General features: G+C 39.8%; 26 protein-coding genes and 1 pseudogene. 19 read left to right on the top strand and 8 right to left on the bottom strand.

The window, feature by feature from the left end:
- Positions 1-27: 27 nt before the first annotated feature.
- From ispH to rplS, 12 genes are all read left to right on the top strand, one after another.
- Positions 28-978: a 4-hydroxy-3-methylbut-2-enyl diphosphate reductase gene (gene ispH / locus FTU05_RS10730; RefSeq protein ID WP_180165275.1), complete on the top strand. Its 951-nt coding sequence runs from the start codon at positions 28-30 to the stop codon at positions 976-978.
- Positions 979-1,142: 164 nt separating this feature from the next.
- Entirely contained in the window at positions 1,143-1,559 is a 417-nt protein-coding gene (locus FTU05_RS10735) for a Tfp pilus assembly protein FimT/FimU (RefSeq protein ID WP_180165277.1), read from the top strand.
- A gap of 12 nt (positions 1,560-1,571) precedes the next feature.
- Entirely contained in the window at positions 1,572-2,075 is a 504-nt protein-coding gene (gene pilV, locus FTU05_RS10740; RefSeq protein WP_180165279.1) for a type IV pilus modification protein PilV, read from the top strand.
- The gene (locus FTU05_RS10745; protein WP_180165281.1) at positions 2,068-3,147 is read left to right on the top strand and encodes a PilW family protein; all 1,080 of its coding nucleotides are present in this window, start codon (positions 2,068-2,070) and stop codon (positions 3,145-3,147) included. Before pilV ends, FTU05_RS10745 begins: the two co-directional genes overlap by 8 nt.
- A gap of 2 nt (positions 3,148-3,149) precedes the next feature.
- Positions 3,150-3,851: a pilus assembly protein PilX gene (locus FTU05_RS10750; RefSeq protein WP_373685299.1), complete on the top strand. Its 702-nt coding sequence runs from the start codon at positions 3,150-3,152 to the stop codon at positions 3,849-3,851.
- Positions 3,852-3,877: 26 nt separating this feature from the next.
- Positions 3,878-7,429, top strand: a complete 3,552-nt coding sequence (locus tag FTU05_RS10755; RefSeq protein ID WP_373685298.1) for a PilC/PilY family type IV pilus protein — start codon at positions 3,878-3,880, stop codon at positions 7,427-7,429.
- A 1-nt stretch (position 7,430) separates the two neighbouring features.
- Entirely contained in the window at positions 7,431-7,979 is a 549-nt protein-coding gene (locus tag FTU05_RS10760; protein WP_180165285.1) for a type IV pilin protein, read from the top strand.
- A complete protein-coding gene (locus tag FTU05_RS10765) occupies positions 7,979-8,413 on the top strand; it encodes a type IV pilin protein (protein ID WP_180165287.1) in 435 nt (144 codons plus the stop codon). Before FTU05_RS10760 ends, FTU05_RS10765 begins: the two co-directional genes overlap by 1 nt.
- Before the next feature lie 144 nt (positions 8,414-8,557).
- Complete coding sequence (rpsP, locus tag FTU05_RS10770; RefSeq protein WP_078189354.1) at positions 8,558-8,815, top strand: 30S ribosomal protein S16; 258 nt, start codon at positions 8,558-8,560, stop codon at positions 8,813-8,815.
- A gap of 17 nt (positions 8,816-8,832) precedes the next feature.
- Positions 8,833-9,381, top strand: coding sequence for a ribosome maturation factor RimM (gene rimM, locus FTU05_RS10775; RefSeq protein ID WP_078189353.1), 549 nt, complete (start codon positions 8,833-8,835; stop codon positions 9,379-9,381).
- 42 nt (positions 9,382-9,423) lie between these two features.
- Positions 9,424-10,164 carry a tRNA (guanosine(37)-N1)-methyltransferase TrmD gene (gene trmD / locus FTU05_RS10780; protein WP_180004770.1) on the top strand — a complete coding sequence of 247 codons (741 nt, stop codon included), beginning with the start codon at positions 9,424-9,426 and terminating at the stop codon, positions 10,162-10,164.
- Positions 10,165-10,303: 139 nt separating this feature from the next.
- On the top strand, positions 10,304-10,675 hold the full coding sequence (rplS, locus tag FTU05_RS10785) for a 50S ribosomal protein L19 (protein ID WP_078189351.1): 372 nt from the start codon (positions 10,304-10,306) through the stop codon (positions 10,673-10,675).
- 61 nt (positions 10,676-10,736) lie between these two features.
- On the opposite strand, the gene FTU05_RS10790 is transcribed toward rplS, so the two are convergent.
- The 4 genes from FTU05_RS10790 to FTU05_RS10805 all read right to left on the bottom strand — a co-directional run bounded on the left by FTU05_RS10790 (position 10,737) and on the right by FTU05_RS10805 (position 15,335).
- A complete protein-coding gene (locus tag FTU05_RS10790) occupies positions 10,737-11,702 on the bottom strand; it encodes a triacylglycerol lipase (protein WP_180117214.1) in 966 nt (321 codons plus the stop codon).
- Between the two features lie 202 nt (positions 11,703-11,904).
- Positions 11,905-12,915: a triacylglycerol lipase gene (locus FTU05_RS10795; RefSeq protein ID WP_180165289.1), complete on the bottom strand. Its 1,011-nt coding sequence runs from the start codon at positions 12,913-12,915 to the stop codon at positions 11,905-11,907.
- A gap of 368 nt (positions 12,916-13,283) precedes the next feature.
- Positions 13,284-14,228: a triacylglycerol lipase gene (locus FTU05_RS10800; RefSeq protein WP_257230112.1), complete on the bottom strand. Its 945-nt coding sequence runs from the start codon at positions 14,226-14,228 to the stop codon at positions 13,284-13,286.
- Positions 14,229-14,306: 78 nt separating this feature from the next.
- Entirely contained in the window at positions 14,307-15,335 is a 1,029-nt protein-coding gene (locus tag FTU05_RS10805) for a lipase secretion chaperone (RefSeq protein ID WP_180165293.1), read from the bottom strand.
- 153 nt (positions 15,336-15,488) lie between these two features.
- Between FTU05_RS10805 and truB the strand changes: the two genes are divergently transcribed.
- The 3 genes from truB to FTU05_RS10820 all read left to right on the top strand — a co-directional run bounded on the left by truB (position 15,489) and on the right by FTU05_RS10820 (position 17,784).
- Positions 15,489-16,397 (top strand): tRNA pseudouridine(55) synthase TruB, encoded by a 909-nt coding sequence (gene truB / locus FTU05_RS10810; protein WP_180165306.1) that lies wholly within the window; start codon positions 15,489-15,491, stop codon positions 16,395-16,397.
- Positions 16,398-16,423: 26 nt separating this feature from the next.
- On the top strand, positions 16,424-17,197 hold the full coding sequence (locus FTU05_RS10815) for a TSUP family transporter (protein ID WP_111884173.1): 774 nt from the start codon (positions 16,424-16,426) through the stop codon (positions 17,195-17,197).
- A 125-nt stretch (positions 17,198-17,322) separates the two neighbouring features.
- On the top strand, positions 17,323-17,784 hold the full coding sequence (locus FTU05_RS10820; RefSeq protein WP_168378156.1) for a hemerythrin domain-containing protein: 462 nt from the start codon (positions 17,323-17,325) through the stop codon (positions 17,782-17,784).
- A 128-nt stretch (positions 17,785-17,912) separates the two neighbouring features.
- Here FTU05_RS10820 and FTU05_RS10825 read toward each other — a convergent pair whose 3' ends face one another.
- The 3 genes from FTU05_RS10825 to serA all read right to left on the bottom strand — a co-directional run bounded on the left by FTU05_RS10825 (position 17,913) and on the right by serA (position 21,244).
- A complete protein-coding gene (locus FTU05_RS10825) occupies positions 17,913-18,782 on the bottom strand; it encodes a DMT family transporter (protein WP_180026082.1) in 870 nt (289 codons plus the stop codon).
- A gap of 242 nt (positions 18,783-19,024) precedes the next feature.
- Positions 19,025-19,894, bottom strand: coding sequence for an EamA family transporter (locus FTU05_RS10830; RefSeq protein WP_180026081.1), 870 nt, complete (start codon positions 19,892-19,894; stop codon positions 19,025-19,027).
- A 117-nt stretch (positions 19,895-20,011) separates the two neighbouring features.
- Positions 20,012-21,244 (bottom strand): phosphoglycerate dehydrogenase, encoded by a 1,233-nt coding sequence (gene serA / locus FTU05_RS10835; protein WP_078192852.1) that lies wholly within the window; start codon positions 21,242-21,244, stop codon positions 20,012-20,014.
- 370 nt (positions 21,245-21,614) lie between these two features.
- Here serA and FTU05_RS10840 point away from each other — a divergent pair, with 370 nt between their 5' ends.
- Complete coding sequence (locus tag FTU05_RS10840; RefSeq protein ID WP_180039425.1) at positions 21,615-23,024, top strand: FAD-binding oxidoreductase; 1,410 nt, start codon at positions 21,615-21,617, stop codon at positions 23,022-23,024.
- Between the two features lie 171 nt (positions 23,025-23,195).
- Here the strand turns inward: FTU05_RS10840 and tnpA are convergent, their stop codons facing one another.
- Positions 23,196-23,603 carry an IS200/IS605 family transposase gene (gene tnpA / locus FTU05_RS10845; protein WP_180039427.1) on the bottom strand — a complete coding sequence of 136 codons (408 nt, stop codon included), beginning with the start codon at positions 23,601-23,603 and terminating at the stop codon, positions 23,196-23,198.
- Positions 23,604-23,627: 24 nt separating this feature from the next.
- On the opposite strand from tnpA, the gene FTU05_RS10850 reads away from it, so the two are divergent.
- The 3 genes and pseudogenes from FTU05_RS10850 to FTU05_RS17930 form a co-directional block, all read left to right on the top strand.
- Positions 23,628-24,695, top strand: coding sequence for an RNA-guided endonuclease TnpB family protein (locus FTU05_RS10850; protein WP_180039429.1), 1,068 nt, complete (start codon positions 23,628-23,630; stop codon positions 24,693-24,695).
- Positions 24,696-24,784: 89 nt separating this feature from the next.
- Positions 24,785-25,156, top strand: a complete 372-nt coding sequence (locus FTU05_RS10855; protein ID WP_180039431.1) for a hypothetical protein — start codon at positions 24,785-24,787, stop codon at positions 25,154-25,156.
- Positions 25,157-25,365: 209 nt separating this feature from the next.
- Positions 25,366-25,621, top strand: a pseudogene (locus FTU05_RS17930) (hypothetical protein); the annotation flags it as partial.
- Positions 25,622-25,832: the final 211 nt, after the last annotated feature.

Consider the following 25,832-nt stretch of genomic DNA (forward strand, 5'->3'; position numbering starts at 1 on the left):
TAAAATTGAGTGGGCATTGAGGATTCTATGGAAATTGTTTTAGCTAATCCACGCGGTTTCTGTGCAGGTGTTGATCGCGCCATCGCGATTGTGAACCGTGCATTGGAATGCTTTAACCCACCCATTTATGTACGTCACGAAGTAGTACACAATAAATTTGTGGTGGACGACTTGCGTCAACGCGGTGCGATATTTGTGGATGAACTGGATGAAGTGCCAGATAACAATATCGTGATTTTCAGTGCGCATGGTGTATCTAAAGCGGTACAACAAGAAGCTGAACGCCGTGGGCTAAAAGTTTTTGATGCGACGTGCCCTTTGGTGACCAAGGTGCATATAGAAGTGACCAAGTATGCACGTGAAGGTGTGGAAGCGATTTTGATTGGTCATGAAGGTCACCCAGAAGTTGAAGGGACGATGGGCCAATATGACACCAAAAATGGTGGTTCGATTTATTTGGTTGAAGATGAACAAGATGTTGCTGAACTAAAAGTGGTGCATCCTGAAAAAGTAGCGTTTGTAACTCAGACAACGCTTTCTATAGATGACACAGCAAAAGTGATTGATGCTCTACGTCAGAAGTTCCCTGAAATTCAGGGGCCGCGCAAAGATGATATTTGTTATGCCACTCAAAACCGCCAAGATGCCGTACGTGATCTTGCCGAGCAATGTGATGTTGTACTGGTTGTGGGTTCACCGAACTCTTCGAACTCGAACCGATTACGTGAATTGGCTGAACGGATGGGTAAGCATGCCTATTTGGTAGACAATGCGGATCAATTACAGCAAGAATGGTTTAATGAACACACTAAAATTGGTGTAACGGCGGGGGCTTCTGCACCTGAAATCTTAATTAAACAAGTAATTCAGCGTTTACAAGATTGGGGGGCAAAAGCGCCGCAAGAGTTGGATGGTCGTGAAGAAAATATTACATTTAGTTTGCCAAAAGAGTTACGTATTCCTGTAACACAGGCATAAAGTGTTAATGACTTAACATTCTGAATTTTTTTAAGAATTGACAGATAATTGCTTTTTGGCAATTATCTGTTTTTTTATGCCTTTTATCCTGATTTGTGTTTGTTTTGTAATTTAATTGGATATTATTTTTAATAGGGTAAAGTTTGGCGCGCCTTGGGGGGAGTATGCAGAAAAATAATGGATTTACGTTAATAGAGCTGATTGTGACAATTGCTGTTATGGCGATTATCGCCATGCTGGCTGCGCCTTCTTTTATAGAAATAATTAGAAAGAATGAACTTAATCAAGAGACTCAGCATTTAATTTTTTTGTTGCAGGAAGCTCGAAGTGACGCAATTTTTACTCGATCTTCCAAGCAAATTGAAATTCCAGTATATAGTTCTGATGAAAAGCGATTTTCAAAATGGTTTGTAACTAATGATATGAGTTCGTTAGAGTTTACTGCTATGGGCTATCTAAATTCTAATACATCTATTTGCTTAACTCTATTTCATAAAAAGAATTCTCATTTAAGCAGCTCGATTAGAGTCGAGAAAAATGGGGCTATTTCTAAAGATACATCAAATTGCCTAACTAATTAGGAGAGACTAGTAATGGGGAAGTATCAAAACGGAGTTGGACTCATGGAGGTTTTAGTTGGCTTAGTTCTGTTAGCTATAGCTGTGCTAGGTTTCTCTGCTTTGCAACTGCGAGGTGTATACGCAAGTGTAGAGGCTGCCAATAATACGCAAGCAATGCATTTAGGTCGAGATCTCGCAGAAAGAATTAGAGCGAATCGGTCTGGATACGAAGCTTTGAATAAGAATAATGTTTATGTTGAGGGTAAAGGGGAGTGTTACTCAGGTTTTTGTGAACCAAATGATTTTGCAGAGGCGGATTTTCTACAAGTTCAAAACAAAGCTGAAAATTTAGGAATGAGTGTTGCACTTAGGGATTGTCAGGGGGCGGGAACAGTGTCGCTAAAAAGGCGTTGTATATATGTGGCATGGGACAAGACAACACCTACGGATGGACAAGCTAAGAATGATTGCACATCTGGAGCAGAATACAATGTTGGAGCTAAATGCATAATTATGGAGTTATATAATTATGAATAATTATAAAAAAGGGTTTACGCTTATTGAGCTAATGATTGCAATTGTATTAGGGTTGTTAATTTCAGCTGCCGCATTAACTGTTTACTTAACAGCTCAACGTTCATTGTCTTTGCAAAATGGCATGGGGGAGCTACAACAGAATGGAATTTTTGGTTTAAATCAAATCACATATGATCTTAGACACGTAAATTTGAACACGCCCTCAGCTCAAATAATTAATCCACGAGTAGTCGGTTCAGGTATTATTTTTAATCATCGTAATTTGCCAAGTTCGCTCAGTGGTGTAAGCAGTGACTTATTTACCTCCTTTGAGTTGGACAAAGGTGCCACAACAGTTAATAGCGATCAACTCACAATTCAATATGTGCCTCAATATTTAACAACAACTTCTTACAATGATGCAGATAATGAAGATGGAAAAGGTGTAACTATTAGTAAGAAAAATAGTGAGCAATATGATTGTGAAGGTAATAAAATTGAGTTTGAGGAAGAGTTTTCTGAGAATGAAACTGATCATGATTCTGGAGCGCCAGAGACAGCAGATCGTGTTGTAGTTCAGCGATATTATATTTCTGAAATTAAAAATTCTCAGTCAAAATCTTTCACTCCTAAAAGATACGCATTATATTGCGATGCTGGTTATTACAAAGACAATGATACAGTCATTACAGGTCTTGGCACTGGAGCTCAACAACTAATGCAGGATGTTGATGCTTTTAAATTTCTTTTAGGGGTAAGACAAAAAAGTAATGGAAAGTTATCTTATCTTACAGTTAAGGAATACGAAGACTGGATGCCTGAGACAGAGCCAACAGATGTAAATGCAGAAATCTATAATATTGTTTCAATTAAGTTGGCATTATTAATGCGATCTTCAAACCCAGTTGGTGCAAACGAACAAATTAATAATAATAAAACTTTTATAACTTTTGGTGATCAATTGGAGGCTAATGTTAGCAAATCCAAGTACACTTTAAGTTTAAGCGATGAGCAAAAAACCAATTCTAAATACTTACGTCAAGTTGTTAGTCAGGTTGTGGCTTTTAGAAATACGTTAGGGGAAGCACAATGAAAATGAAGCAGCAAGGATCAACTTTAATCATTGTACTTGTCGTTTTGTTATTAATTACAATTATTGGAACAATTGCCGTTAAATCAGGGATTTTAAATTTAAAAATTTCAACAAATGCACAGATTTATGCACTATTGTTGGAAAGTAATGATGCTGCATTATTTGCCTTAGAGGATCAAACTAAAGTTTCACGTCAATTGGCTCAAGATGGAATGTTTGGTTATTTTAACTCTGCAGATAGTAATGATGAATTAGTATTTTGTTATCGCGCAAATGCGAATAATTTTTTCACTATGTCGAATGCGAGTGTTATTAGTGCAAATAACGATTATAAAAAAAATGGTATTTCTGGGTTTTGTGATGCCAAAGAATATTCTACACGTAGAGCCGCTGTTCAAACCCAACTGTATTTGCGTAAAAATACAAAACCTACAACACCATTAACCACTCTACCAATTGGAACGAGTGTTGGTCAGTCAGGTTTACCTGTTATTTCCAACCATATAGCAGTGACAGCTATTTCTATTTTACCTAGTTTTTCAAGTGCATCTGATCTTGCTATTCAAGAGTGCTTTAAAAAAACAAGTATTAAAAAAAACGAGACGACTGAAACAGTAAGTGAATGTTTTGATCTATTAAACATTCCTTATAACTTACAGAACGCTGAATATATGGTTGGTGGACAGCCAAAGTTAACGTCATAGACGAACATGAATGAAAGAGGTTTAAAGTGAAACATTTTGATAAAAAAATACTTTCGGCAATGGTGTCCATGTCTATGACGTTGGCAATTTCCCATTCTGCGAATGTTTATGCAAGTGACATTGAGATTTATTCCAATTCGACCCTAGGTAAACTTAATTTGTTTTTAATGTTGGATACCTCGGGAAGTATGGGCTATGGTAGGGGATATGGTGGAGGGAACTATGCGACTGATACGAGTAGTATATTTCAAGATTATGGTATATGCACGTATAATAACTACTATTATTATGGATTAAGAAAAGACGTTAGTTCTGAAAATTTATCTTATCAGGTTAATGGTAAAGTTAAATCATATGCTGTGAACTATTGTCACATATCAAAATCTCAGTATAACAATTTAAGTAATACTTGGAATCCATATGATGAAAAATTTTTGGCTACAGGAGATGAGTTAAGAAGAAGGATTGCTAATGAATGTATACAACAAGCTGATAACAGTTATAAATGTTATGACCGAATAAGTAGATTAAAAAAAGCTTTGGTCAATGTGTTAACTAGTGACAAAATCTTAGACACTATGAGTTTAGGGGTTGGACAATATTCAACTCCTACTTCTACTTCATGGAATTCTCATGATTCATATTCAGGTCGAGTAATATATCCTACAGTTTTATTAACGTCAGAAAATAGAGAAAAAATTCTGGAAAAAATAGTAGAACTGAATGTATATGAAGGTACTCCTTCAGCCCCAGCTTATGCTGAAGCTGGGGCTTATATGCTTGGTAAAAATACTTATGGTATGCCACGTAGTGGTTATAGTTATTCACATGCAGAATCAAGAGATGGAAACAAAGGCTATAAATCTCCCTTAAAAGATATTGATACGAATAGTAAATGTAATGGGCAAGGCATTTATTTCTTAACAGATGGATTTGCGAACAACTCAAATTCTGATGCTACAGAAGCATTAATGAAAAAGTCTTTTAGTTCATTGACTGAAACGGGCTTAAGTGGCGGGACAAGCAATGCTGGTTGGTCATTGATAGGTAAATTTGCAAAACAATTACGCAAAGATGAAAATATAAAAACAGCTGTAGTAGGTTTTGGTAGCCTTTTCCCAAATGGAACAACTTATGTAAAAAACTTTAAGGAAAATGAAGATGATGAGAGCGCGAAGCCTTACTATGATTGTTCTTTGTTGCCTGAGGGGGATTTAAGGAATACATGTAATTGGGGTGCTAAACAGCATAAAGAACTTCCAGCAACAGTTGGTGGATATGGCAACGGAGGATTCTATTCCGCTCAATCAGAAGAAGATATTATTAATAGTATTATTCAATTTGTCGAAGATACTAAGCCTAAATTTGATTCAATTGCAACAGGCTCTCCGACGATCCCAGTTGATGCTTTAAATCCAATCGAGCTGCAAGATTATGGTTACTATGCATCTTTCTTACCTAAACCACAGGATTCGACAAAAATATGGACAGGTAATTTAAATAAATATGATGTGTTTAATGGACAATTGGGAAGAAAAGGTACAGGAATTAATGCAGCAAAAATTATCCCTCTTATTAAATCTGATGGCAAATTAGACTCATCTGTACAAGGTCTATGGGCTGGTGGGGTTGAAGCTAAAATTCCTTTAGGTACAAGTATTAATTCAACATCAAAAAGAACAGTCTTTACCAATCGACAAATTGATTCAAATAAGCAAGCTATTTCTAGTCAAACTTTGACGCAAGTTAATTTAGAAACCTTATTTGATGCTGATGATACAAAAGCAAAATTTAAAAATGATGAGCAAAAAAATTATTGGTTAAACGTACTAGGTTATAAAGTTGATGTTAACTCAACCTTAACATTAGCTAATTTGCCAAATGAAGAACGTAGAAAATTAGGGTCGGTGATGCACTCTAAGCCAATTCTTTTGACTCAATCAGGGGAAATTGATCCTACTCAAACTAGTATTACTACTTCCAATCGTGAAGACTATCTGTTGTTTGGCACAACGCAAGGTGCATTACATGTTGTAGATGATAATGGTGTAGAAAAGTTTACCTTCATTCCGCATGAAATGATGAACAAACAGAAAGAAGCTTTTTTAGATGATTCTGCAAGTAAAAAAGACAACACCAATGACATTTTTTATGGGATAGATGGACAATGGGCTGCTTTTACACAGTATGTGACAGATGAAAATGGCAAATTCACCGTCAAAAAAATTAAGAGAACATTGGATGATAAAGAAATAGAGTACTCTGGTTTGCAGTGGGTGTATGGTGGTCTAAGAATGGGTGGACGCAGTTATTATGCGTTAGACTTGTCGGATATAGATAAGCCGACACTTAAATTTCATATTGACCCAGATGCCGCAGTGAAGGAAGATAAAACTGATGACCCTAACAACGCTTTAGCTTATATGGGAGAAAGTTGGTCTAAACCCACAATTGGTTATATTAATTGGCAGGGTGAGAAAACCTTAGTAATGATAGTTGGAGGAGGCTATCATCGAGGTTATGAAAATCCTGAATATAGTGATTCTGATGAAGGTGTAAGAAAAGGCGCAGGCGTTTATATATTTAATGCCAACGATGGAAATCTACTATGGTGGGGCGGGGTAAATGCTACCGCTACTAAAGGGAGTGAAGCCTATACAACCAATAGTGATATGAAATATAGTGTCGTTAGTCAAGTCAATGCGATTGATCGTGACAGTGATGGTTTGCTTGATAATCTATATGTTGGTGACTTAGGTGGGCAAATATTCCGTATAGATATTAATAATAAAGCTCTAAATAAAAATAATACTGTACATAGAATTGTAAAGCTCTATGGATTTAATGAAACAGGTAAAATTAAGCCAAGATTTTATGAAATGCCTAGTTTCTCTGTAGAAAAGGGTGTCGATGGTTTATATGGTGTTATTGCAGCAGTCTCTGGTGATAGAAGCTCACCATTAGCTGGAACAACAGGAAAAAATGCAAATACAAAAAATACAGCAGAAGATGGTGTATTTGTTATTTTCGACAATGATATTGGTCGTTCTGATTTACTTAAAAATATTACCAATTTTAGAACTCCTGTGAATGGTCAACTTATCAATTTAGATTTATCTGTTGGTGTTAAACAAAAAAATGATGCAGGTAATGCCTATAACTTAGGTTGGAAATATGCCTTTGGTGGAAATAATGGGCGATACAAAGGTATGAATGAATTATATGCAATGGATAGTTATTTATTTACCAATGTGTATGATCGTGATGGTATTGGTGTTAGTGGTTCAGCTTGTGGTGGTGGCGTAAAAGGTGATACATATTTGTACCAATTCTGCTTGCCATCAGGAAAGTGTAATTTTTATAAGTCAGGAATTACCGAACCAAATAAGGTTAAATTAGGTGCTGGTATATTGGGGGCAGGACTAGGTAAAGGGTATTTAAATAATAATGATGAAGTTGGGGTTATTGTACCTAGACCGGATGAAACAGACTGTTCAAAAACACCAAATGCACCTGAGTGTCAGTTATTTAAAACTAATGTTAATTTGAAACAATTGCGCTGGTATGAGGTAAGATAAGATGAAATTATCTATCTCGAAGCAAGGGTTTACTCTAATTGAACTCATGATTGTTGTGGCGGTTATTGCAATTATTGCAGCAATCGCCTATCCATCGTATAGAGTTTATATTGAGCGAAAAGATTTAGCCCTTGCTCAAAAAGAAGCCTTGCTGATTGCTTCTGAACTTGAGAAATTTAAGTCCAAGAACTTTAGTTATAAAAACTTTTCTGCTGAATATTTATACCCAAACAACTATGATTCAGATACAGGTAGGTTACTTATTCCTGTTGGGAGCACAGTTGGTCAAGAGAAGTATATAATAACACTGAGTGATATAGACTCTAATAAGCCATTACAAGATACGAGTATTGTTGGATTGAATTGGGTGATGAAGGTTGAAAGGGCTGACTCATCACCTTCGCAAAAGAAACAACCAAATAATTATGATTTATTACTCTCAAGTAATGGCTTAAGATGTAAATCTAGGACTAATAATGCTTTCAAAGATTATGATAAGAAGACTCATACCGACTGTAAGGCAATTGATAGTCAAAGTGAGGCTTGGTGATGAATAAAACAAAAGGATTTACACTGATTGAATTAATGATTGCTGTGGCAATCATTGGGATCTTGGCTGCAATTGCATATCCTTCTTATATTGAGTATGTTAAACGTACAAATCGTATAGATATGCAAACTCAATTGTTAATGATTATGCATAAGTTGCAAAATTATAAAGTTATAAATCATACCTATAAAAATGCAAGTTTATCTAATTTGAAGGTTGATTCAACTTATCCATCAACAGGATTATATGATGTCGAACTATCAGTCGATTCTGATGGGCAAGGGTATTTATTAAAAGCTTCACCTAGTGCAGGCAAAAGTCAAAAGAATGATGGTGACTTGTGTATAAATCAAGAAAGTTATCGTTATTGGAGAAAAGCGAATACCTGTGATAGAAGTAATTTAACTGCCACCTCAAACTGGGACGGCAAATAACCTTAAATTCAAAATTGTGGATAAACACTTTTTGATCTTTCATTCAGGGCAAATATCACGTAAAATATTGCCCTCTATGAAAGGGGTTTGAAATGTATCGATGGTCGGTACAGGGATAATCCGTAAAAACTATAAGGTTCTATCATGGTTGTTATTCGTCTTGCACGCGGTGGTGCTAAAAAACGTCCGTTCTATCAAATCATTGTGACTGATAGCCGTAATGCACGTGACGGTCGTTTCATCGAACGTATCGGTTTCTTCAACCCTACAGCTCAAGGTAAAGCAGAAAAACTTCGTTTAGATGCTGACCGTTTTGCTCACTGGGTTTCACAAGGTGCTCAACCTTCAGAACGTGTTGCTTCTTTAGCTGCTGAAGCTAAGAAAGCTGCAGCTACTGCTTAATTAGTAGTAGGTTACCCATGACACCAACACAGAATGTTCCCGAAGATCGTATTCAGATTGGACAGCTACGTTCAGCATATGGATTAAATGGGTGGCTCTGGGTCTATTCCAATACAGAACCTATGAGCAATATTTTTGACTACCTCCCTTGGTACATTGAGACCAAAGCAGGTTGGCAAACAGTAGATGTAAAACGTTGGAAACCACATGGCAAAGGCTTGGTTGTTTCGCTAAAAGGTGTGAGTGATCGTACCGCGGCGGATAACTTGGTTGGCGCAAATATCTGGATCTCTAAATCTCAACTGCCTCAAGCAGGCGTGGACGAGTATTACTGGTCAGATTTGAAGGGCTTAACAGTGTTAGGACTCGGTGAAGATGAACAAGAAGTCAACCTCGGTCAAATCCACGAATTGTTTGAAACAGGTGCTAACGACGTGATGGTAGTTCGCGCTACTGCTGACAGCGTCGATAGCGAAGAGCGAATGATTCCATGGCATAAAGATGTGGTACAGCGTGTTGATCTCGAAGCTGGTCGTATCTACGTAAATTGGGGCGTAGATTATTAATCCTTTAAGGATTGACGCAGCAGGAAAATAGAGGAGTCTGCGATGTTTTTTGCAGTCATTACGCTTTTTCCTGAAATGTTTGAAGCGATTACAGCCTACGGTATTAGCGGGCGCGCAGCAAAACGTGACATTGTGCAAGTTCATTGTATCAATCCACGCGAATTTGCTGAGGGCAACTACAAAAGAGTGGATGAACGTCCATTTGGTGGTGGTCCAGGTATGGTGATGATGGCTGAGCCATTAGCGAAAGCAATTCATCGTGCCAAAGAGCTTGCCAAGCAAGCGGGTGCTGTTCATGTCCCTGTGGTGTATATGTCGCCGCAAGGAAAGACCTTAAATGAACCTGCGGTACAAGATTTCGTCAAATATGATGGTTTGATTGTATTGTGTGGTCGTTATGAAGGTGTAGATGAGCGTTTGATCCAACAATATGTTGATCAGGAATGGTCAATAGGCGATTACGTTTTATCTGGTGGTGAACTCCCTGCGATGGTTTTATTGGATAGTGTGATTCGGAGACTTCCGGGTGCAATGTCTGATGAGCAATCACATGTGCAAGACTCATTTGTGGATGGTCTTTTAGATTGCCCACAATATACCAAGCCAGACCATTTTGAAGGTTTAGATGTTCCTGAAGTATTAAAATCGGGACATCATGCCAATATTGAGAAATGGCGGTTTTTGCAGCGATATCAACGCACTTTAGAACGCCGACCTGAGTTGGTTGAAAAAGTTGAATTGACCAAGCAGCAAAAGAAATGGCTAAAAGATTCCAAGGTTTAAATTTTTTAAATCTTATATTAGGCTCTTTATGCATTGAAGCGGTCAAGCATAAAGGGAAAGTCAATCGGGTCTATGCGCTTTAGCCTCTAGCCCCAGCGATGATTAGACCTCTTCTAACTCGCATAATCGGAGATACCCCATGAGCGGTAAACATCCTTTAGTACAAGCTGTTGAAAATGCACAGTTGAAACAAGACATCCCTGCTTTTGCTCCTGGTGACACAGTAGTTGTTCAAGTTAAAGTAAAAGAAGGTGAGCGTGAACGTCTTCAGGCATTTGAAGGTGTTGTAATTGCTAAGAAAAATCGTGGTTTGAACTCTGCGTTCACAGTACGTAAAATTTCTAGCGGTTTCGGTGTTGAGCGTGTATTCCAAACTCACTCACCAATCGTTGCTGGTATCGAAGTGAAACGTCGAGGTGACGTTCGTCGTGCTAAACTTTACTACCTACGTGAATTGTCTGGTAAAGCTGCACGTATTCGTGAAAAATTACCAGCTCGTAAAGCAAAATAATTTGTTTTACAACGCTGTAAAAAATGCGCCTTTTGGCGCATTTTTTATGCGAGAAAGAAAATTATAAACCTTGAGATTTTAGCCGGTTTGCATGTTGACGATAGACATCGACAGGATCTGGTGCGAACAACGCTTTGAGACCAAGCACTTGGTTGACTTCATCTAAATGGTTCCAGTTGTAGTTATCACGAATGGTTTTACCAAACTTGGCACTACAGCGTGATACGAGGCCATCATTGTCTTTTCCGCCATCGATCAGTAATGCGGTCACTTTTAGTGCTGAGTCTAAATCTAAAATATTGGTGATTTGGCCCACACCTGTAAATGAATAGTTATAAATGCCTTTTTCCACGCTATTACCATCAGCACAATTGGATTTAGGCAAGCCCAGAGGGAATGCTGCATTGTACTTTGCAGAACCCGCTAGCGTTAAACTTGAACCACCTGCCAATGCGTCATGAGGGTAAGTCTTTGGATCTAGACCTTGCGCCCAAACGATGGCTTTAGAGACAAAATTCACAGCTCCAACCAAGGGTGCTTCCACAGCGGTGCCTTCAGCTTTTAAAATTAAGTCTGCAACAGGGGAGCCTTGATGAGGTCCTGCAACACTGGTTAATGAAGCCACGACATCTGGGCGAACACCGGCAACATAACGAATCGTTGGTCCACCATGGCTATGTCCAATTAAATTCACTTTATCTGCACCAGTGAGTGCTCGGATTTCAAGGACCTGTTGTAAAAGTTGTTCGCCACGTACTTCGGTGGAGTTAAACGGAGATACGCGCGTTGCCCAGACATTTGCACCATTGCGGGCAAGATCAGGCAGGATTTGATACCAATAGTCGAGTCCAAATGAGTCCGTACCAACGGTAATGAAACCACCCATACCATGGTTAAATACGATTGGATATTTGGTCTTTGCATAGCTAGAACTAGCTTTGGCGGTGACTTGGGTTGCTTGCGATGCAGATACATTACCGATGCACGTAGCTGCAATTAAACCTGCTAAAAATGGTCCGTATTTCATGAGCGATCCTCAATGTATTATTGTTTTATGACAATATTTATTGTCACTTCTAATAAAGCAATAAAGATCACCTGTTGCAAATTGAAAAAGATTAACTGTGGCGCTAAATGTAACAAAATAAAAGATCACGAATTTTCAGATTGATAAAAGTAAATAAGAGGGCCGAAGCCATCTTATTGCATTTAAAAGTCAACGATAAGAATTAGAGTCCTTGCAGTTTTAAGCGGTTAGCATGTTGACGGTAGAGTGATACAGGATCTTGTGCAAATAGCCCCGTTAAGCCGAACATCATATTGGCTAAATCGGTATGGTTAAGTTTGTAGCTGTCATTAATGACTTTACCGATATAAGCACTACAACGTGCAACCATACCGTCATTGTCTTTATTACCATAAGACAATGGCCCGAGTTGCATCAGGATCGTGTCGATATCAAGTAGATTTGTGGTTTGCGCAACACCGGTCCATGAATAGTATTGAATGCCTTTGCTGTCGACTTGCTTTAAGTTCTTACTGCAATTTTCTGAAGAAGCCAAAACACCGTCCGCTACAGCAGATTTTGCAACCGTACTGTTAAATGTAGCAGAACCTTTTTGTGATAATGATTTCATTGAAGCATCAAAATCAATTTCAAGCTCTGGTTTTGCCTGACCTAAAGCAATCAGTGGGCCGACAATATAATCACCTAAAATATTGAAGGCAGTACGAGAAAGTGAGTTGCCTTGAATATCATCCGCTACTTTAGAACCGTGATAGGTGCCTGCAACACCTGTAATAGATGCAATGTACTGAGGTTTCGTTTGAGCTACATACAATACAGTTGGTCCGCCATGAGAGTGACCGATTAAGTTAAGTTTTGGCTTCCCTGTAATAGCCAAAACATCTTCAACTTGTGCAATTAACTGCTCGCCACGATGTGCTGTGGTATTTGCAGGAGATAATTGCGCTGCGAATACGGTTGAGCCATTTCGTGCCATATCTGGCAAGATTTGGTACCAATAATCCAGTCCGATGGTGTCGGTGCCGATACGTGACCAACCGAGCCAACCATGCACCATTAAAATTGGATATTTGGTTTTTGCGTAGTCAGATTTTGCCGTTTCCTTCACCTGAAGGACGCTAGGCGCAGCTTGAGTGCTTGCCGATATACTCATCGCTAAGCCTGCAACTGCAGCTACAGAGGCCATCTTGGCCGTGTTTACTAAAGATCGCATAAATGTTCCTTGATCTGATGTTGTTTTTATTACTTTTTAATAATGAAAATACTCTCTGTTTTTAAGCAACATCTTTGTGATTGGCTAGGCCATATCTTTGATTTTAGAGAGTTTGAATAAACAAAGATGCCTTGTCATTTTTTCATGCTCGGTTTGAAATTCCATGTCATTTTGGGACATGGGCTGCATTCACATGACATGTGTATTTATATACATTCGTCTTTTATTTTTGCTATTTATTTTAGTTGTTATCATTTAAGAACTTATTGAATTAAATTGTTTAATGCGTACAAATAAAAAAATTGTAAACAAAAAAAGGACGTCCAAAGACGTCCTGTTCAGTGCTGAAAGGGAGCCAACTTTTGAAATTACAGTCCCTGTAATTTTAAACGATTGGCATGTTGGCGGTAGAGCGCAACTGGGTCAGGTGAAAATAGGCTGCGTAGACCAAAGACCATATTCACTTCATCTAAGTGGTTGTGATTGTAGTCATCACGGATTACTTGTCCGATGTGGGTGCTACAGCGTCCAACCAAACCGTCATTGTCACGATTTCCATAGGCCAAAGGGGCAAGCTGACTAATCACTGTATCTAGTACATCTAATACATTCGTGGTTTGTGCTGTACCTGTCCATGAGTAGTAATACACGCCATTGTCGACTTTGGCACCCGACTGATTACAGTTCGCAGCCAGTGCTGCGGTTGGAAATTTTGCATTAAATTCAGCAGAACCTTTTTCACTGATCGCGGTAAGTGATGCATCAACACTGTTGGGTAGACTCGAGTTGCCTTCAGCCCAAGTAATAATCGGTGCTAAGAGTTGATCACCAAGTACCCCAAAGACTGAATTAATGGTTTTATTTGCTTGGATTTTATCTGCGACTAGAGAGCCACGATAAGTGCCTGCAACCCCAGTCACCGAAGCTACATATTCAGGTTTGATCGCTGCAATATAACGTGTGGTTGGCCCACCATGTGAATGACCAATGAGGTTCACTTTAGGTTGTCCGGTCAGGGCAAGGACTTCTTCGACTTGAGAGAGCAATTGCTCACCGCGAACTTCTGTCGACTCTAGCGGAGAAACTTGGGCAGCAAAGGTATTGGCACCGTTGCGGGCTAAATCCGGCAAAATTTGATAAAAATAATCCATGCCAAAGCTGTCAAAACCAATGCGGGTAAACCCGAACATGCCGTGGGTAAATACAATTGGATATTTGGTCTTGGCATAGCTTGCCGAGCTGTTGGCGGTGACATGTTGAAGTCCCGCCGCAGCTTGGGATTGTGTGCTAGCGATCGCTGCTGATGTAGCCATAATTGCGCATAAAAGAGCTTGTGGTTTTTTCATCATTTCATCCTGAAATTGAAGTTATTTTAAGGTTGTTATTTGCGTTTATTCTGCGAAGGGTAATTTCCCACCCTGATCGTGTACAGATTCAAAGGTACTAACGCGGAGCTGATCTTCCTTGGATTTAAAATGTTGATTACGGAGTTGCTGCACTGCTTGTTGTTTAGCGCTGTCACTCATATTGCTTTTCACAATGCTGTCACGCTCTGTGAGATATTGATTTACGCTAGATTTCCAAGAGCTGCGCTGGCTGTCTAGATTTTCAAGGCGCTGAGTAGCTTCTGGACCCACTAAATTTAACCGCATTTGATGGATTTCTTCGCTTGAACCACCACGGGCTTTAATGTCTGCTGTGAGCTTACGTAAATCTTCAAGTTTATTGATTTGTTCCAGATTTTCTTTCCAGTCTTCTGGGAGTTCATCAAACAGGGCTTTTAGTTTTTTGGCTTTTTCAGACTCAGACAGTTTTTTGTCATTCACCACTTCCATGCGTTTCAGCGTGTATTCGTGATAGGTATTTTCCTTGCCAAATAAACCTTCAATTTCATAATCAGAAAAGAACTGTTTTCTTAAATTCTGTGTGCTGCTGTAGATCGAGCGATAATATTGTGGAGATTCTTTGTCGTCACTTGGTGGCTGTAAATTACCTAATTGTTCACGATATTTCATATAGCGATCCCACAAATCATAAATTTGGGACAGCGCCGGTTCTTTATGACCTTGTGCAATGTAGGCTTTAAAATCCTTTTTGATTTGATCTATCGACTTTTCACCATATTGAGTGATGAAATATTCAAAACAATTCCGTGTTTGTTCGTTCACGATCAGGTGGTTTGAACCATCCATACTGATTTGACAGTTAACTTCCGTGTCTTGTTGACTTGGACTGAGCAGTGAAGAACCGCTTGTGGCTTGTGCTGTAGCATTTTCGCCCTGAGCTAAAGGCGTATTTTGTTGTTGAATCGATTGATCTGAAGGATCATTTTGTGATGTTTTTGGCGTAAGCCAATACATGAATGCGGCTGCCGCAATAACCACAATGGCTAAAATCAGCCAGAGTTTATTTTTTTGCATATCCCAATGCACCTTTATTCCGTTTTAATTGTTTTATGAGTTCTAAATGTGAACTCAATATGACATAAAAGAATGATAAAAACATAGAAAAGTTGTAAACGCTTAGCATGGATTGATACCATGGCGCAGTTCTCTTTTTGCCCTATTTTAGTCATGAAAAAAGCTTCTCCTAAGATTCAGCGTCGTCCAGTACATGGTGTATTTTTATTAAATAAGCCTTTGGGCATTAGCTCGAATGCTGCATTACAAAAAGTGCGTTGGTTGTATCGAGCACAAAAAGCAGGACATACAGGTGCGCTAGATCCATTAGCCTCAGGTTTATTGCCGATTTGTTTGGGTGAAGCGACGAAATTTTCACATTTCTTGCTCGACTCGACCAAGCGTTATCAAACCACGGTCTTTTTAGGACACAGCACCACGACGGGTGATGTGGAAGGTGAGGTACTGATGGAACAAGCCGTACCTGTTTTGACGGAAGCCACGATTCAGCAGGTGTTGGCACAGTTCGTGGGAGATATTCAACAAATTCCACCGATGTATTCTGCGCTGAAAAAAGAAGGTCGCCCGCTGTACGAGTTGGCGCGTAAAGGCATAGAAATTGAGCGTGAAGCACGTCCGATTTCGATTTATGCCATCGAGTTATTATCATTTGATGAGAATAGTATTACACTCGATATCACCTGTTCCAAAGGCACGTATATTCGTGTTTTAGGCGAAGATATTGCCAAAGCATTAGGTACTTTTGGACATTTGACCTATCTACACCGTACGCAAACGGGGCATTTTGACCTTAATCCAACTTACACCATTGAATATTTGGAAAGCTTGACTGAAGTGGAGCGTGAAGCATTATTGCTGCCGGTGTATTCACCCGTCGATCATTTCTGCAAAGTGCAAGCGCCAGAAGGGCGTGCAGAATATTTCAGTCGTGGCATGGAAAGTAATATTGAACATGAGGCAGAAGCGCAGGTTTTGGTATTTGATGGGGAACGTTGCTTAGGTCTAGCGGAAATTACCGATCGTAAGCGCTTAGTACCAAAACGTGTATTAAATCTGGAATAGTCATTAACAGCCACTGAAGCCAAATTATGGAAATTGAAATCATCTTAAGCCTGCTATTTTTTGCATTTTTTGCTGGTGCAATTGATGCAGCTGTTGGCGGTGGCGGACTGATTCAAATTCCTGCCATTATGAATGCCATGCCGCACTTATCTCCGGCGACGGTGTTTGGCACCAATAAGTTGTCTTCGATTTTTGGTACAGCGTCAGCTTCCTATTCTTTTTTACGCCAAGTCAAACTCCGTTGGAAATTACTTGCGGTCATTGCAAGCTGTGCATTTGTTGCCTCCTTTGTGGGAGCAGCCTGTGTATCAATGATTCCTAAAGAAGTCTTACGTCCTTTCGTTTTGGTCATGTTGATCGTGATTGCGATTTATACCTTTGCCAAAAAACAATTTGGTCAGGTGCATGTACGCCAAGAACTGACTCCTAAAATCCTCGGTTTTGCCGCTATTGGTAGTCTGGTGATTGGCTTTTATGACGGCATCTTTGGACCTGGCACTGGCAGTTTCTTTATTTTCTTTTTTATTCGTTATCTACAAGCAGACTTTTTACATGCCTCTGCTTTGTCAAAAGTCGCCAACTTAACCACCAACCTTGCAGCACTGAGTTTTTTTGCGCCCACTGGCCATGTGTTATTTGCTATAGGCTTAATGATGGCTGTAGCAAATATTTTAGGCTCGATCGTTGGTGTACGTGCGGCAATTAAATACGGTAGTGGCTTTATTCGAATTCTTTTTTTGATTTTGGTGAGTATTTTGATTGTACGGCTAGGGTATCAAACCTTTACGGGACAAGCTTAAAACAAAACTTAACAGAGCTGCGCTGTATTCTGATGCGGATATGTTTAGTATAAAAATGAAGCACTTTATTTTGCTGAATTAAAAAAATACTCAGCTATCGCTAAGCATCAGAGGGCATCATCAGAATGAATATTTTTGAAGCTTTACGTCAAAGTCATGAACAACAAAGAGCGCTTGCAGAACAATTAGTACAAACTTCTGGTGATAGTCCAGAACGTCGGGATTTGTTTGACCGACTTAAAAATGAATTATTCGCGCATGCTGTCGGGGAAGACCGATATTTTTATATTCCTTTAATGATGACCGATTCGGGGCTGAATATTACCCGTCATGCCTTGGCTGAACATCATGAAATGGACGAACTTTTAGAGCAGTTGACTGAGACTGAATTTAGCAATCCGGGCTGGCTGGCCATTGCCAAAAAACTTTCAGAAACAGTGCATCATCATTTACAGGAAGAGGAACACGGTTTCTTTCAACAAGCCGGTAAAATATTGGATGATAAGCAAAAAGAAGCCTTGGCCAAACAATATTTAGCCGAGTATAAAAAATATAAAAAAGCGGATAAAGACAGTCTGACCGGTTAAGTCCTGTATAGAATCTAGACTTTTTCGAACCTTGTATTTAAAAGCTTAGATGTAAGAGCGCTTAGACAATTTGTTGAAAAATGGCGGCAATCCCGCCATTTTTATTTAACTATTTTGCCTTTAAAAATTTAGCTGGCTGTTTCCGATTTAGAGGAACGCATCGTCACCCCGACTGAGGCGAGCATAATGCACACCAGTGCGATCCATTGCCACATGCCGATACGTTCTCCCAATAAAACCATACCCGTAATAGCTGCCAGAGCAGGTGAGATACTCGACAATGTGCCATAACTCAGCTTGCTTAGAATCTTCAAGGCTTTGAGGTCTAGGGCATAGGGAATCGCTGTGGCTAAAATGGCAATCAATAGTGCTTTAGGCCAATATTGTGTATCCAATAAAGCTGCTGCGTTGTTATAGAGGCCGATGGGTAATAAGGTCAATGCCGATAAACTAATGGCAATGGTCAGTGCATGCATGCCAATATTTTGGTGTACCACTTTTTGCCCGAAATAAATATAAAAGGCCCAACAGAGTCCGGCAGCCAAGGCACACGCCGCACCAATCAGTGAGAAATTACCACTCTGGGCTTGTCCCCAAGGCACCATCAACGCAATCCCTAAGATCGCCAAAAACACCCAAATATAGTCACTACGATTTTTAATCGACAGCAATGCCAAACCTAGAGGCCCAATAAACTCCAGTCCTACAGCAATGCCTTGAGGGAGTTTGCCCAGTGACATATAGAACAAGACATTCATGAGGCACAGGGCTGCGCTATAGCAGAGTAAATCACGCCATTTTAAAAATGACAGCCGTTTTAAAATGTGCCAAGAGCGGAACATCAAACAAATAATAATCGAGGCAAAACACAGCCTTAAAATGGTCACGCTCAGTGGGTCTAGTACCAAAAACAGTTGTTTGGCAAAGGAAGCACTGATCTGATAGGAGATCATGGAGAGCACCATGAAAACAACAGCAAGAAGTTGTGAATTTGGCATGCGGCACACAGTTGTTGGGCGGCGTTGAGCCCTATTTTTGAATCAGTACAGTATAGCGGTTAATGCTGACAGTTGAGTGAATTTTAACATTTGATCAAATCATGATGGGTTCTAAATTTAATATTCTAAGGTTCGGCGGATGTAAGAGCAGGACTGAGCACATCATGATTCAATTTGAATTCAAAAAATTGAGTCTGAGATTCATGCAGTTCATCCATTGTCAGTGGGAACATATTTTGAATTTAAATGACTTTGGCTTTTTGCGTGGTATAGGTACACCCAATCGAGGCACAGATGATGACAGCAAGGGCTAACCACTGGGTCCAAAGTAATTGTTCATTTAAGAAAACAAAACCAGAGAGTGCTGCAATTGCAGGTTCTAGGCTCATAAGCGTTCCGAAACTGAGTGCCGTTAAATTGCGGAGCGCAATCATTTCTAAGCTAAAGGGGATGGCACTGGCTAAGGTGGCTAAAGCAAGAAAATAAAAGAGGCTCATCGGTTCAAAGGCATGTGCAGGAATCCCTACAAATAATGCAATTGGCATGAGCATACACATGCCGACAAACATACCTAAACAAACCGTATGGTTGCCTGAAACGCCAGAGGGTTTCTGACCTGCCACAATATAGAGTGCCCAACAGGCACCTGCGCCAAGGGCGAGGGCAATGCCAACAGGATCAAGTCGTTGTGCAGCTTGGTCAAAAGGAAAAAGTAGGATAAGGCCTAAAATAGCCAGTCCGACCCAAATAAAGTCAAATTTTCGGCGTGCAGCAAATAGTGCGACACTGAGCGGGCCCATAAATTCAAAAGAGACGGCAATGCCGAGCGGGAGACGATCAATCGACAAGTAAAATAATACATTCATCCCTGCTAAGGCACAGCCATAGCTCAGAATAGACGACCATTTCACTTGTTTAAAATTGATCTGCCAAACTTTAAAAATAATCGCCAAGATCAAAGCGCCCAGCATTAAACGCATGGCCGAAACGGTCAGTATGGGAAATTGACCGAAAAGATATTTGGCAAAGGAACCGCTGCTTTGCATGCTGATCATGGCAATAAGCAAGATCAGCGGTGCTTGGACAGCCGGTGCAACTTTAAAATTTGGCATAGACTAAATTTGTTTCGATGACTCGAATAGCGGGAGATTGGCAAAAGCCAGATTTTAAAAGTCTACTACAATAAAAAAACCACAGCCCGAAGGCTGTGGCTTCAGTGTCTAATTAATTTAGAACAATACGCGAACGCGGATGGTACCTTCCACTTCGTGAAGAGTATCCAAAGCTTCTTTAGATGCAGTTGCATCAACGTCCATCACAAGATAGCCCACATCGCCTTTAGTCATTAATGACTGACCAGAGATGTTGATACCGTGTTCAGCAAACAAGTTGTTGATTTTTGAAAGAACGCCTGGCACGTTTTTGTGGATATGAAGTAAACGGTGTTTGCCTTCAGTCAACGGTAACGCGATTTCTGGGAAGTTCACTGCAGATAAAGTCATACCTTTATCAGAGTAAGCAACGAATTTTTCAGCAACTTCAAGACCGATGTTCGCTTGCGCTTCCATCGTAGAACCACCAACGTGAGGGGTTAAAATCACGTTGTCTAGGCCACGAAGTGGAGAAACGAATTCTTCACCGTTTGCTTTAGGTTCTTTAGGGAATACGTCTACAGCCGCACCAGCAATATGACCAGATTTGATTGCATCAGCAAGATCTTCAATGATGACACATGTACCACGTGCAGCATTGAGGAAGATTGCGCCTTCTTTCATTTGAGCAAATTGGTCTTTGCCGAAGAAGTTGCGAGTTGATGGAACGTCTGGAACGTGTAGAGATACGACGTCTGCATTGGCAAGAAGTTCACCCATAGAACCGACTTGACGTGCATTACCCATTGGAAGTTTAGTTACGGCATCGTAATAAATTACGTGCATACCTAAACTTTCAGCAAGTACAGAAAGTTGCGAGCCAATCGAACCGTAACCAACAATACCTAAAGTTTTACCACGAGTTTCAAATGAACCAACTGCAGACTTGTTCCAACCACCACGGTGAGTTGAAGCAGATTTTGCAGGAACACCACGAAGTAATAGAATCGCTTCAGCAAGTACTAGTTCAGCAACTGAACGCGTATTTGAGTATGGTGCGTTAAATACTGGAATACCGCGAATCATTGCAGCATTTAAGTTCACTTGGTTTGTACCGATACAGAAACAACCCACAGCAATCAGTTTGTTCGCCGCTTCAAAAACTTCTTCAGTTAATTGAGTACGTGAACGAATACCAATGAAGTGAGCATCTTTAACCGCTTCTTTCAACGCTTCACCCTCAAGCGCAGTTTTACGGTAGTCAATGTTGGTGTATCCGGCAGCATTTAGAGTGTCGATTGCGTTTTGGTGAACGCCTTCTAACAACAAGAAACGAATTTTATCTTTAGGTAGAGAAAGATGTTGGCTCATTACGGCTCCGCTACAAAGGCCAAATTTAGTGCGCATATAATAGCATAGGAAATTAGCCGATATACATTTCCTTTATGACCCAAGACGTTGCTATTTTGGCAAATGATGTGTCAGAACAGGTCGAAAATGGTCGAATTAACCTTGTAATATTCAACAAAACATTGCAAAAACAGCTTTTTCTATCGGTTTTGTCAAAAAAAGCCAGTTATAGCTTATAATAATGCGACTCAAGCTAATCAGTACGATTCCGCTACTGATTGAATGCCCCCAGTTTCAGGCTTCTTCTTAAAATATGCATTGCCGCAGTTTTAACTGAAGATGATCTGGACCTTTAAAAAAACTTGTTTACTTCTTGCAAGGTCTGAAAACGATGAATGCTCCAGTCGCTTTAACCCCAGAGTTATTGACCCAATTGACCGCTATTGTTGGCGAAAGCCGAATTAAAACCGATGCGGATAGTCTCCAAAATTGGGGTCGTGACCATACTAAGCACTTCGATCCAAACCCGTCGGTCGTTGTTTTCCCGTCAAGCACTGAACAAGTTCAACAAATTGTCAAACTCGCAAACCAATTTAATGTAGCGATTACCCCAAGTGGCGGTCGTACCGGTTTATCTGCGGGTGCGGTAGCAGCCAACGGTGAAATCGTGGTGAGCATGGACAAGATGAACCAAATTTTGGAATTCTTCCCCGCTGACCGTATGGTTCGTGTACAAGCAGGTGTGGTAACTGAACAACTGCAAAACTATGCTGAAGAACAGGGCATGTACTACCCAGTAGATTTTGCATCTTCAGGTTCGTCACAAATTGGTGGCAACATCGGGACCAATGCCGGTGGTATTAAAGTCATCAAATACGGTATGACTCGTAACTGGGTGTTGGGTATGACTGTAGTGACTGGTAAAGGTGACATCCTGCGTTTGAACAAAGGCATGATCAAAAACGCGACAGGTTATGCGCTACAACACTTATTTATTGGTGGTGAAGGCACTTTAGGTTTAGTAACTGAAGCTGAAATTAAGCTCGAACGTCAACCACACGATCTACAAGTATTGGTTCTGGGTGTACCTGATTTTGATGCAATCATGCCGGTATTGCATGCTTTCCAAAAGAAAATCGACCTGACTGCATTTGAGTTCTTTGGTGAACTTGCAATGCAAAAAGTATTGGACAATGGTCATGTTCAACGTCCGTTTGAAACGCCATGTCCGTTCTATGTATTACTTGAGTTTGAAGCACCATTTGAACCGATTATGGACGCGGCAATGGAAATCTTTGAACATTGCATGGAACAAGGTTGGGTACTGGATGGCGTGATGAGCCAAAGCCTAGACCAAGTACATAGCTTATGGCGTTTACGTGAAGACATTTCAGAGTCGATTGCACCATTTACCCCATACAAAAATGATATTTCAGTACTGATTACGCATGTACCTGCATTTATTAAAGAAATTGATGCAATTGTGGCAGAGAACTACCCAGACTTTGAAATTTGCTGGTTCGGTCATATTGGTGACGGTAACTTGCACTTAAATATTTTGAAACCTGCGGATTTGTCTAAAGATGAATTCTTTGCAAAATGCCAAGTCGTGAACAAATATGTATTTGAAACTGTGAAAAAATATGACGGTTCAATTTCGGCAGAACACGGTGTAGGCATGACCAAAAAGCCTTACCTTGACTACACCCGTTCAGCAGAAGAAATCGAATATATGAAAGCTTTGAAAAAAGTATTCGATCCAAATGCGATTATGAACCCGGGTAAATTATTCGATCTTTAATTTTTAAAGACGTACTAGAACGCATCTTCGGATGCGTTTTTTTATGCCTTATTTTAACTCCGATTTTTTAAACAGCTTAATATACATCTATTTTGTCATGTTGATTTACCAAATGGAGCGAAAAGCCCCCCCATCGTTCATGTTGGGGATATAAGCGACCACCGTTAGGTGTTAATGTGATGATTGTTGTTTAATATATTGCTTAATAATCTCCAATGGCGCACCACCACAACTTGAAGCAAAGTAACTTGGCGACCATAAAGAGCCACCCCATAATTTGCTTTTAATTTCAGGAAATTCTTTCCTTAAGTGGCGACTTGAAACACCCTTTAAGCTATTCACTAAATTTGAAACAGCAACTTTGGGTGGATAATTGATTAATAAGTGAACGTGATCGTCTTCGCCATTAAATTCGGTTAATTCAGCTTCAAAGTCCAAACAGACTTTTTTAAACATCCTTTTCATTGAATCAAGCATTGATTTTGTAAAAACGTCTTTTCTATATTTAGTCACAAATACCAAGTGAACGTGCATATTAAAAACACAGTGGCGACCTGATCTTATTTCTTGATTTACCATGATAGACCAATTAAAATATAAAGCATGAAAACACTTAAATTACGCATAAAAGACAAACATTGCAAGGTGCTAGACCAATTGGCATCTGAGGTGAACTTTGTTTGGAATTATGTGAATGATTTAGGGTTTAAACATTTAAAGAGAAAGGGTGAATTTCTTTCATCCTATGACATTGATAAGTACACCAAAGGCGCATCTAAAGAGTGTGGATTACACAGCCAAACCATTCAGGCGATTTCTGCTGAACTCGTTACCCGAAGAAAGCAGTTTAAAAAAGCCAAGCTTAAATGGCGTGTCAGCAATAAGAAATCAGCAAGAAGATCACTTGGATGGATACCGTTTAAGAAAGTAGCGATCAAATACGCTGATGGATATGTTCAATATGGCAAACAACAATTTAAGCTATGGGATAGCTATGGCTTAAGTAAATACTGTATTAAAACAGGCTCATTTGTTGAAGATAGTCGTGGGCGTTGGTATGTGTGCCTTGTAGTGGATTCACTGAAACAAGAAAAACCGACAGCCACCAAAGCCATAGGCATTGATCTAGGCTTAAAGGACGTTGCAACCTGTTCAGATGGTACCGTGATTTCAAATCCTAAATTCTATCGAAAATATGAACAGAAACTAGGAATTGCTCAACGAGCAAACAACAAGAAGCGTGTACGTGCATTACATGCAAAAATTGCAAATAGTCGTAAAGACCATTTGCATAAGGCAAGCAGCATGCTTGTTAAGGAAAATGCATTGATTGTTGTTGGTGATCTCAGTGCTAAGAAACTCGTAAAAACTAAAATGGCGAAATCTGTTTTAGACACAGGATTTTCGGCACTAAAAACAATGCTCAAGTATAAATGCGAGAACGCAGGCGTATTGTTTGAGGAAGTCAATGAGAGTTTCACCTCCCAAATCTGTTCGTGCTGCGGTGAGATCACCGCAAGTAGTCCGACAGGTAGGATAGATTTGCGAATAAGAGAATGGCAGTGCAGTAATAAAAAATGTCTCAGTCTAAATGATCGGGACATTAATGCTGCAAAGAACATTCTTGCGCTTGGGCATAAGCGTCTAGCTGTAGGAATCACCTCCGTTTAAGGGAGGTGAGGATGTCAAATTGCTTAAATAGTGTTTTCTGTAAAAAATCTGCATGATAATGTGGTAAATCATAATTTTGAGTTGGGCTTATGAATCGTTTAATGGTTGTTTCTGCATTGTGTGTGGGGATGTTAGCGGGTTGTGCGACAACGCAGAAAATTGTGTCTAAAGTGGGTTCTTCTGCTACACCACTCGATCAGGTGTTAAAAGAACGTCCCGATTTGAGTAAAGAGCTGTCGACTGTGGAAATTCGTCAGTACTTTAACCGTGTGGAATCACCAAATGCAGGACAGGTGAAAGTGACTGAAACGGGTTTGATGGATGATTCAGTGAAATCGATTCGTACCATTTATAGTTTTAGATTTGTGGATGGGGAGTGGAATCGCGTAAATACGCAGAAGGAATATCAGTGCCAACGTGGTAAAAATACCAAGACTTTCCAAGCGACGAAGTGTCCTTAAACTGTAAAAAGATACGGTCTAAATTTTTTATAAAATATTCAGTATGGCGAGGTCCTTTCATTTAAAATTCGATGATTGGAGCTGGTATCTACTTTTGTTTCGGTAAAATGAGAAGTGTGCTTCGTAAGGAAACCAACTTGCGGAGCAACCTCCTTACCGCAAAACTCGTCAAATACCTTCTTCTATTGAGTAGGTCGCAGAAACGTTACATGTTGAAGTGTGTCCTGACTCGGACAGTTGCGAATGAGTTTCCGTGTATCTTAATTTTCATCCACGTCAATGACTCAGGTTCACCCGTGGGGGATTTTGCCCCTGTCACCTCCGTATTTTTCCCATTATGAATTGGGCAATACCGTGTCGCCTTTTTTATTGTTCGACCATTTAGGGATTAGGTTTCTGAAACCAACCCAACTGAAAAAAGGTGTGCTTGAACACCCACATCGTGGATTTGAAGCAGAATCGTTTTCTGTGTGCACTAGCCAAAACACCTGATGCTGAATAAAGCCAAAAAATACACATACAGTTAGAGAAAACGCTGCTAAACTAGATGAACTTACTCGGTACGTACGATCTGCTGTTTAAGTTCTGATGAATTTCTTATTGGCGTCTTGTGAATACGGCGCAAACCTTGCAAATTTCCTGCACTCTCCAAATTTTATATTTTAATATTTTACAG

The sequence above is a fragment of the Acinetobacter sp. YH12049 genome, assembly GCF_013419875.1.
In the GTDB taxonomy this organism is placed as follows: Bacteria; Pseudomonadota; Gammaproteobacteria; order Pseudomonadales; family Moraxellaceae; genus Acinetobacter; species Acinetobacter amyesii.

What these genes read in the sequence shown, in the direction of transcription:
- rimM (WP_078189353.1), top strand. Translation starts at nt 8,833, where the DNA reads ATGACACCAACACAGAATGTTCCCGAAGATCGTATTCAGATTGGACAG.
- pilV (WP_180165279.1), top strand. Translation starts at nt 1,572, where the DNA reads ATGGGGAAGTATCAAAACGGAGTTGGACTCATGGAGGTTTTAGTTGGC.
- rplS (WP_078189351.1), top strand. Translation starts at nt 10,304, where the DNA reads ATGAGCGGTAAACATCCTTTAGTACAAGCTGTTGAAAATGCACAGTTG.
- trmD (WP_180004770.1), top strand. Translation starts at nt 9,424, where the DNA reads ATGTTTTTTGCAGTCATTACGCTTTTTCCTGAAATGTTTGAAGCGATT.
- FTU05_RS10790 (WP_180117214.1), bottom strand. Translation starts at nt 11,702, where the DNA reads ATGAAATACGGACCATTTTTAGCAGGTTTAATTGCAGCTACGTGCATC.
- ispH (WP_180165275.1), top strand. Translation starts at nt 28, where the DNA reads ATGGAAATTGTTTTAGCTAATCCACGCGGTTTCTGTGCAGGTGTTGAT.
- FTU05_RS10855 (WP_180039431.1), top strand. Translation starts at nt 24,785, where the DNA reads ATGAATCGTTTAATGGTTGTTTCTGCATTGTGTGTGGGGATGTTAGCG.
- FTU05_RS10760 (WP_180165285.1), top strand. Translation starts at nt 7,431, where the DNA reads ATGAAATTATCTATCTCGAAGCAAGGGTTTACTCTAATTGAACTCATG.
- FTU05_RS10820 (WP_168378156.1), top strand. Translation starts at nt 17,323, where the DNA reads ATGAATATTTTTGAAGCTTTACGTCAAAGTCATGAACAACAAAGAGCG.
- FTU05_RS10830 (WP_180026081.1), bottom strand. Translation starts at nt 19,894, where the DNA reads ATGCCAAATTTTAAAGTTGCACCGGCTGTCCAAGCACCGCTGATCTTG.
- FTU05_RS10800 (WP_257230112.1), bottom strand. Translation starts at nt 14,228, where the DNA reads ATGGCTACATCAGCAGCGATCGCTAGCACACAATCCCAAGCTGCGGCG.
- FTU05_RS10765 (WP_180165287.1), top strand. Translation starts at nt 7,979, where the DNA reads ATGAATAAAACAAAAGGATTTACACTGATTGAATTAATGATTGCTGTG.
- serA (WP_078192852.1), bottom strand. Translation starts at nt 21,244, where the DNA reads ATGAGCCAACATCTTTCTCTACCTAAAGATAAAATTCGTTTCTTGTTG.
- FTU05_RS10795 (WP_180165289.1), bottom strand. Translation starts at nt 12,915, where the DNA reads ATGCGATCTTTAGTAAACACGGCCAAGATGGCCTCTGTAGCTGCAGTT.
- FTU05_RS10840 (WP_180039425.1), top strand. Translation starts at nt 21,615, where the DNA reads ATGAATGCTCCAGTCGCTTTAACCCCAGAGTTATTGACCCAATTGACC.
- FTU05_RS10750 (WP_373685299.1), top strand. Translation starts at nt 3,150, where the DNA reads ATGAAGCAGCAAGGATCAACTTTAATCATTGTACTTGTCGTTTTGTTA.
- FTU05_RS10850 (WP_180039429.1), top strand. Translation starts at nt 23,628, where the DNA reads ATGAAAACACTTAAATTACGCATAAAAGACAAACATTGCAAGGTGCTA.
- rpsP (WP_078189354.1), top strand. Translation starts at nt 8,558, where the DNA reads ATGGTTGTTATTCGTCTTGCACGCGGTGGTGCTAAAAAACGTCCGTTC.
- FTU05_RS10825 (WP_180026082.1), bottom strand. Translation starts at nt 18,782, where the DNA reads ATGCCAAATTCACAACTTCTTGCTGTTGTTTTCATGGTGCTCTCCATG.
- tnpA (WP_180039427.1), bottom strand. Translation starts at nt 23,603, where the DNA reads ATGGTAAATCAAGAAATAAGATCAGGTCGCCACTGTGTTTTTAATATG.
- truB (WP_180165306.1), top strand. Translation starts at nt 15,489, where the DNA reads ATGAAAAAAGCTTCTCCTAAGATTCAGCGTCGTCCAGTACATGGTGTA.
- FTU05_RS10805 (WP_180165293.1), bottom strand. Translation starts at nt 15,335, where the DNA reads ATGCAAAAAAATAAACTCTGGCTGATTTTAGCCATTGTGGTTATTGCG.
- FTU05_RS10745 (WP_180165281.1), top strand. Translation starts at nt 2,068, where the DNA reads ATGAATAATTATAAAAAAGGGTTTACGCTTATTGAGCTAATGATTGCA.
- FTU05_RS10815 (WP_111884173.1), top strand. Translation starts at nt 16,424, where the DNA reads ATGGAAATTGAAATCATCTTAAGCCTGCTATTTTTTGCATTTTTTGCT.
- FTU05_RS10735 (WP_180165277.1), top strand. Translation starts at nt 1,143, where the DNA reads ATGCAGAAAAATAATGGATTTACGTTAATAGAGCTGATTGTGACAATT.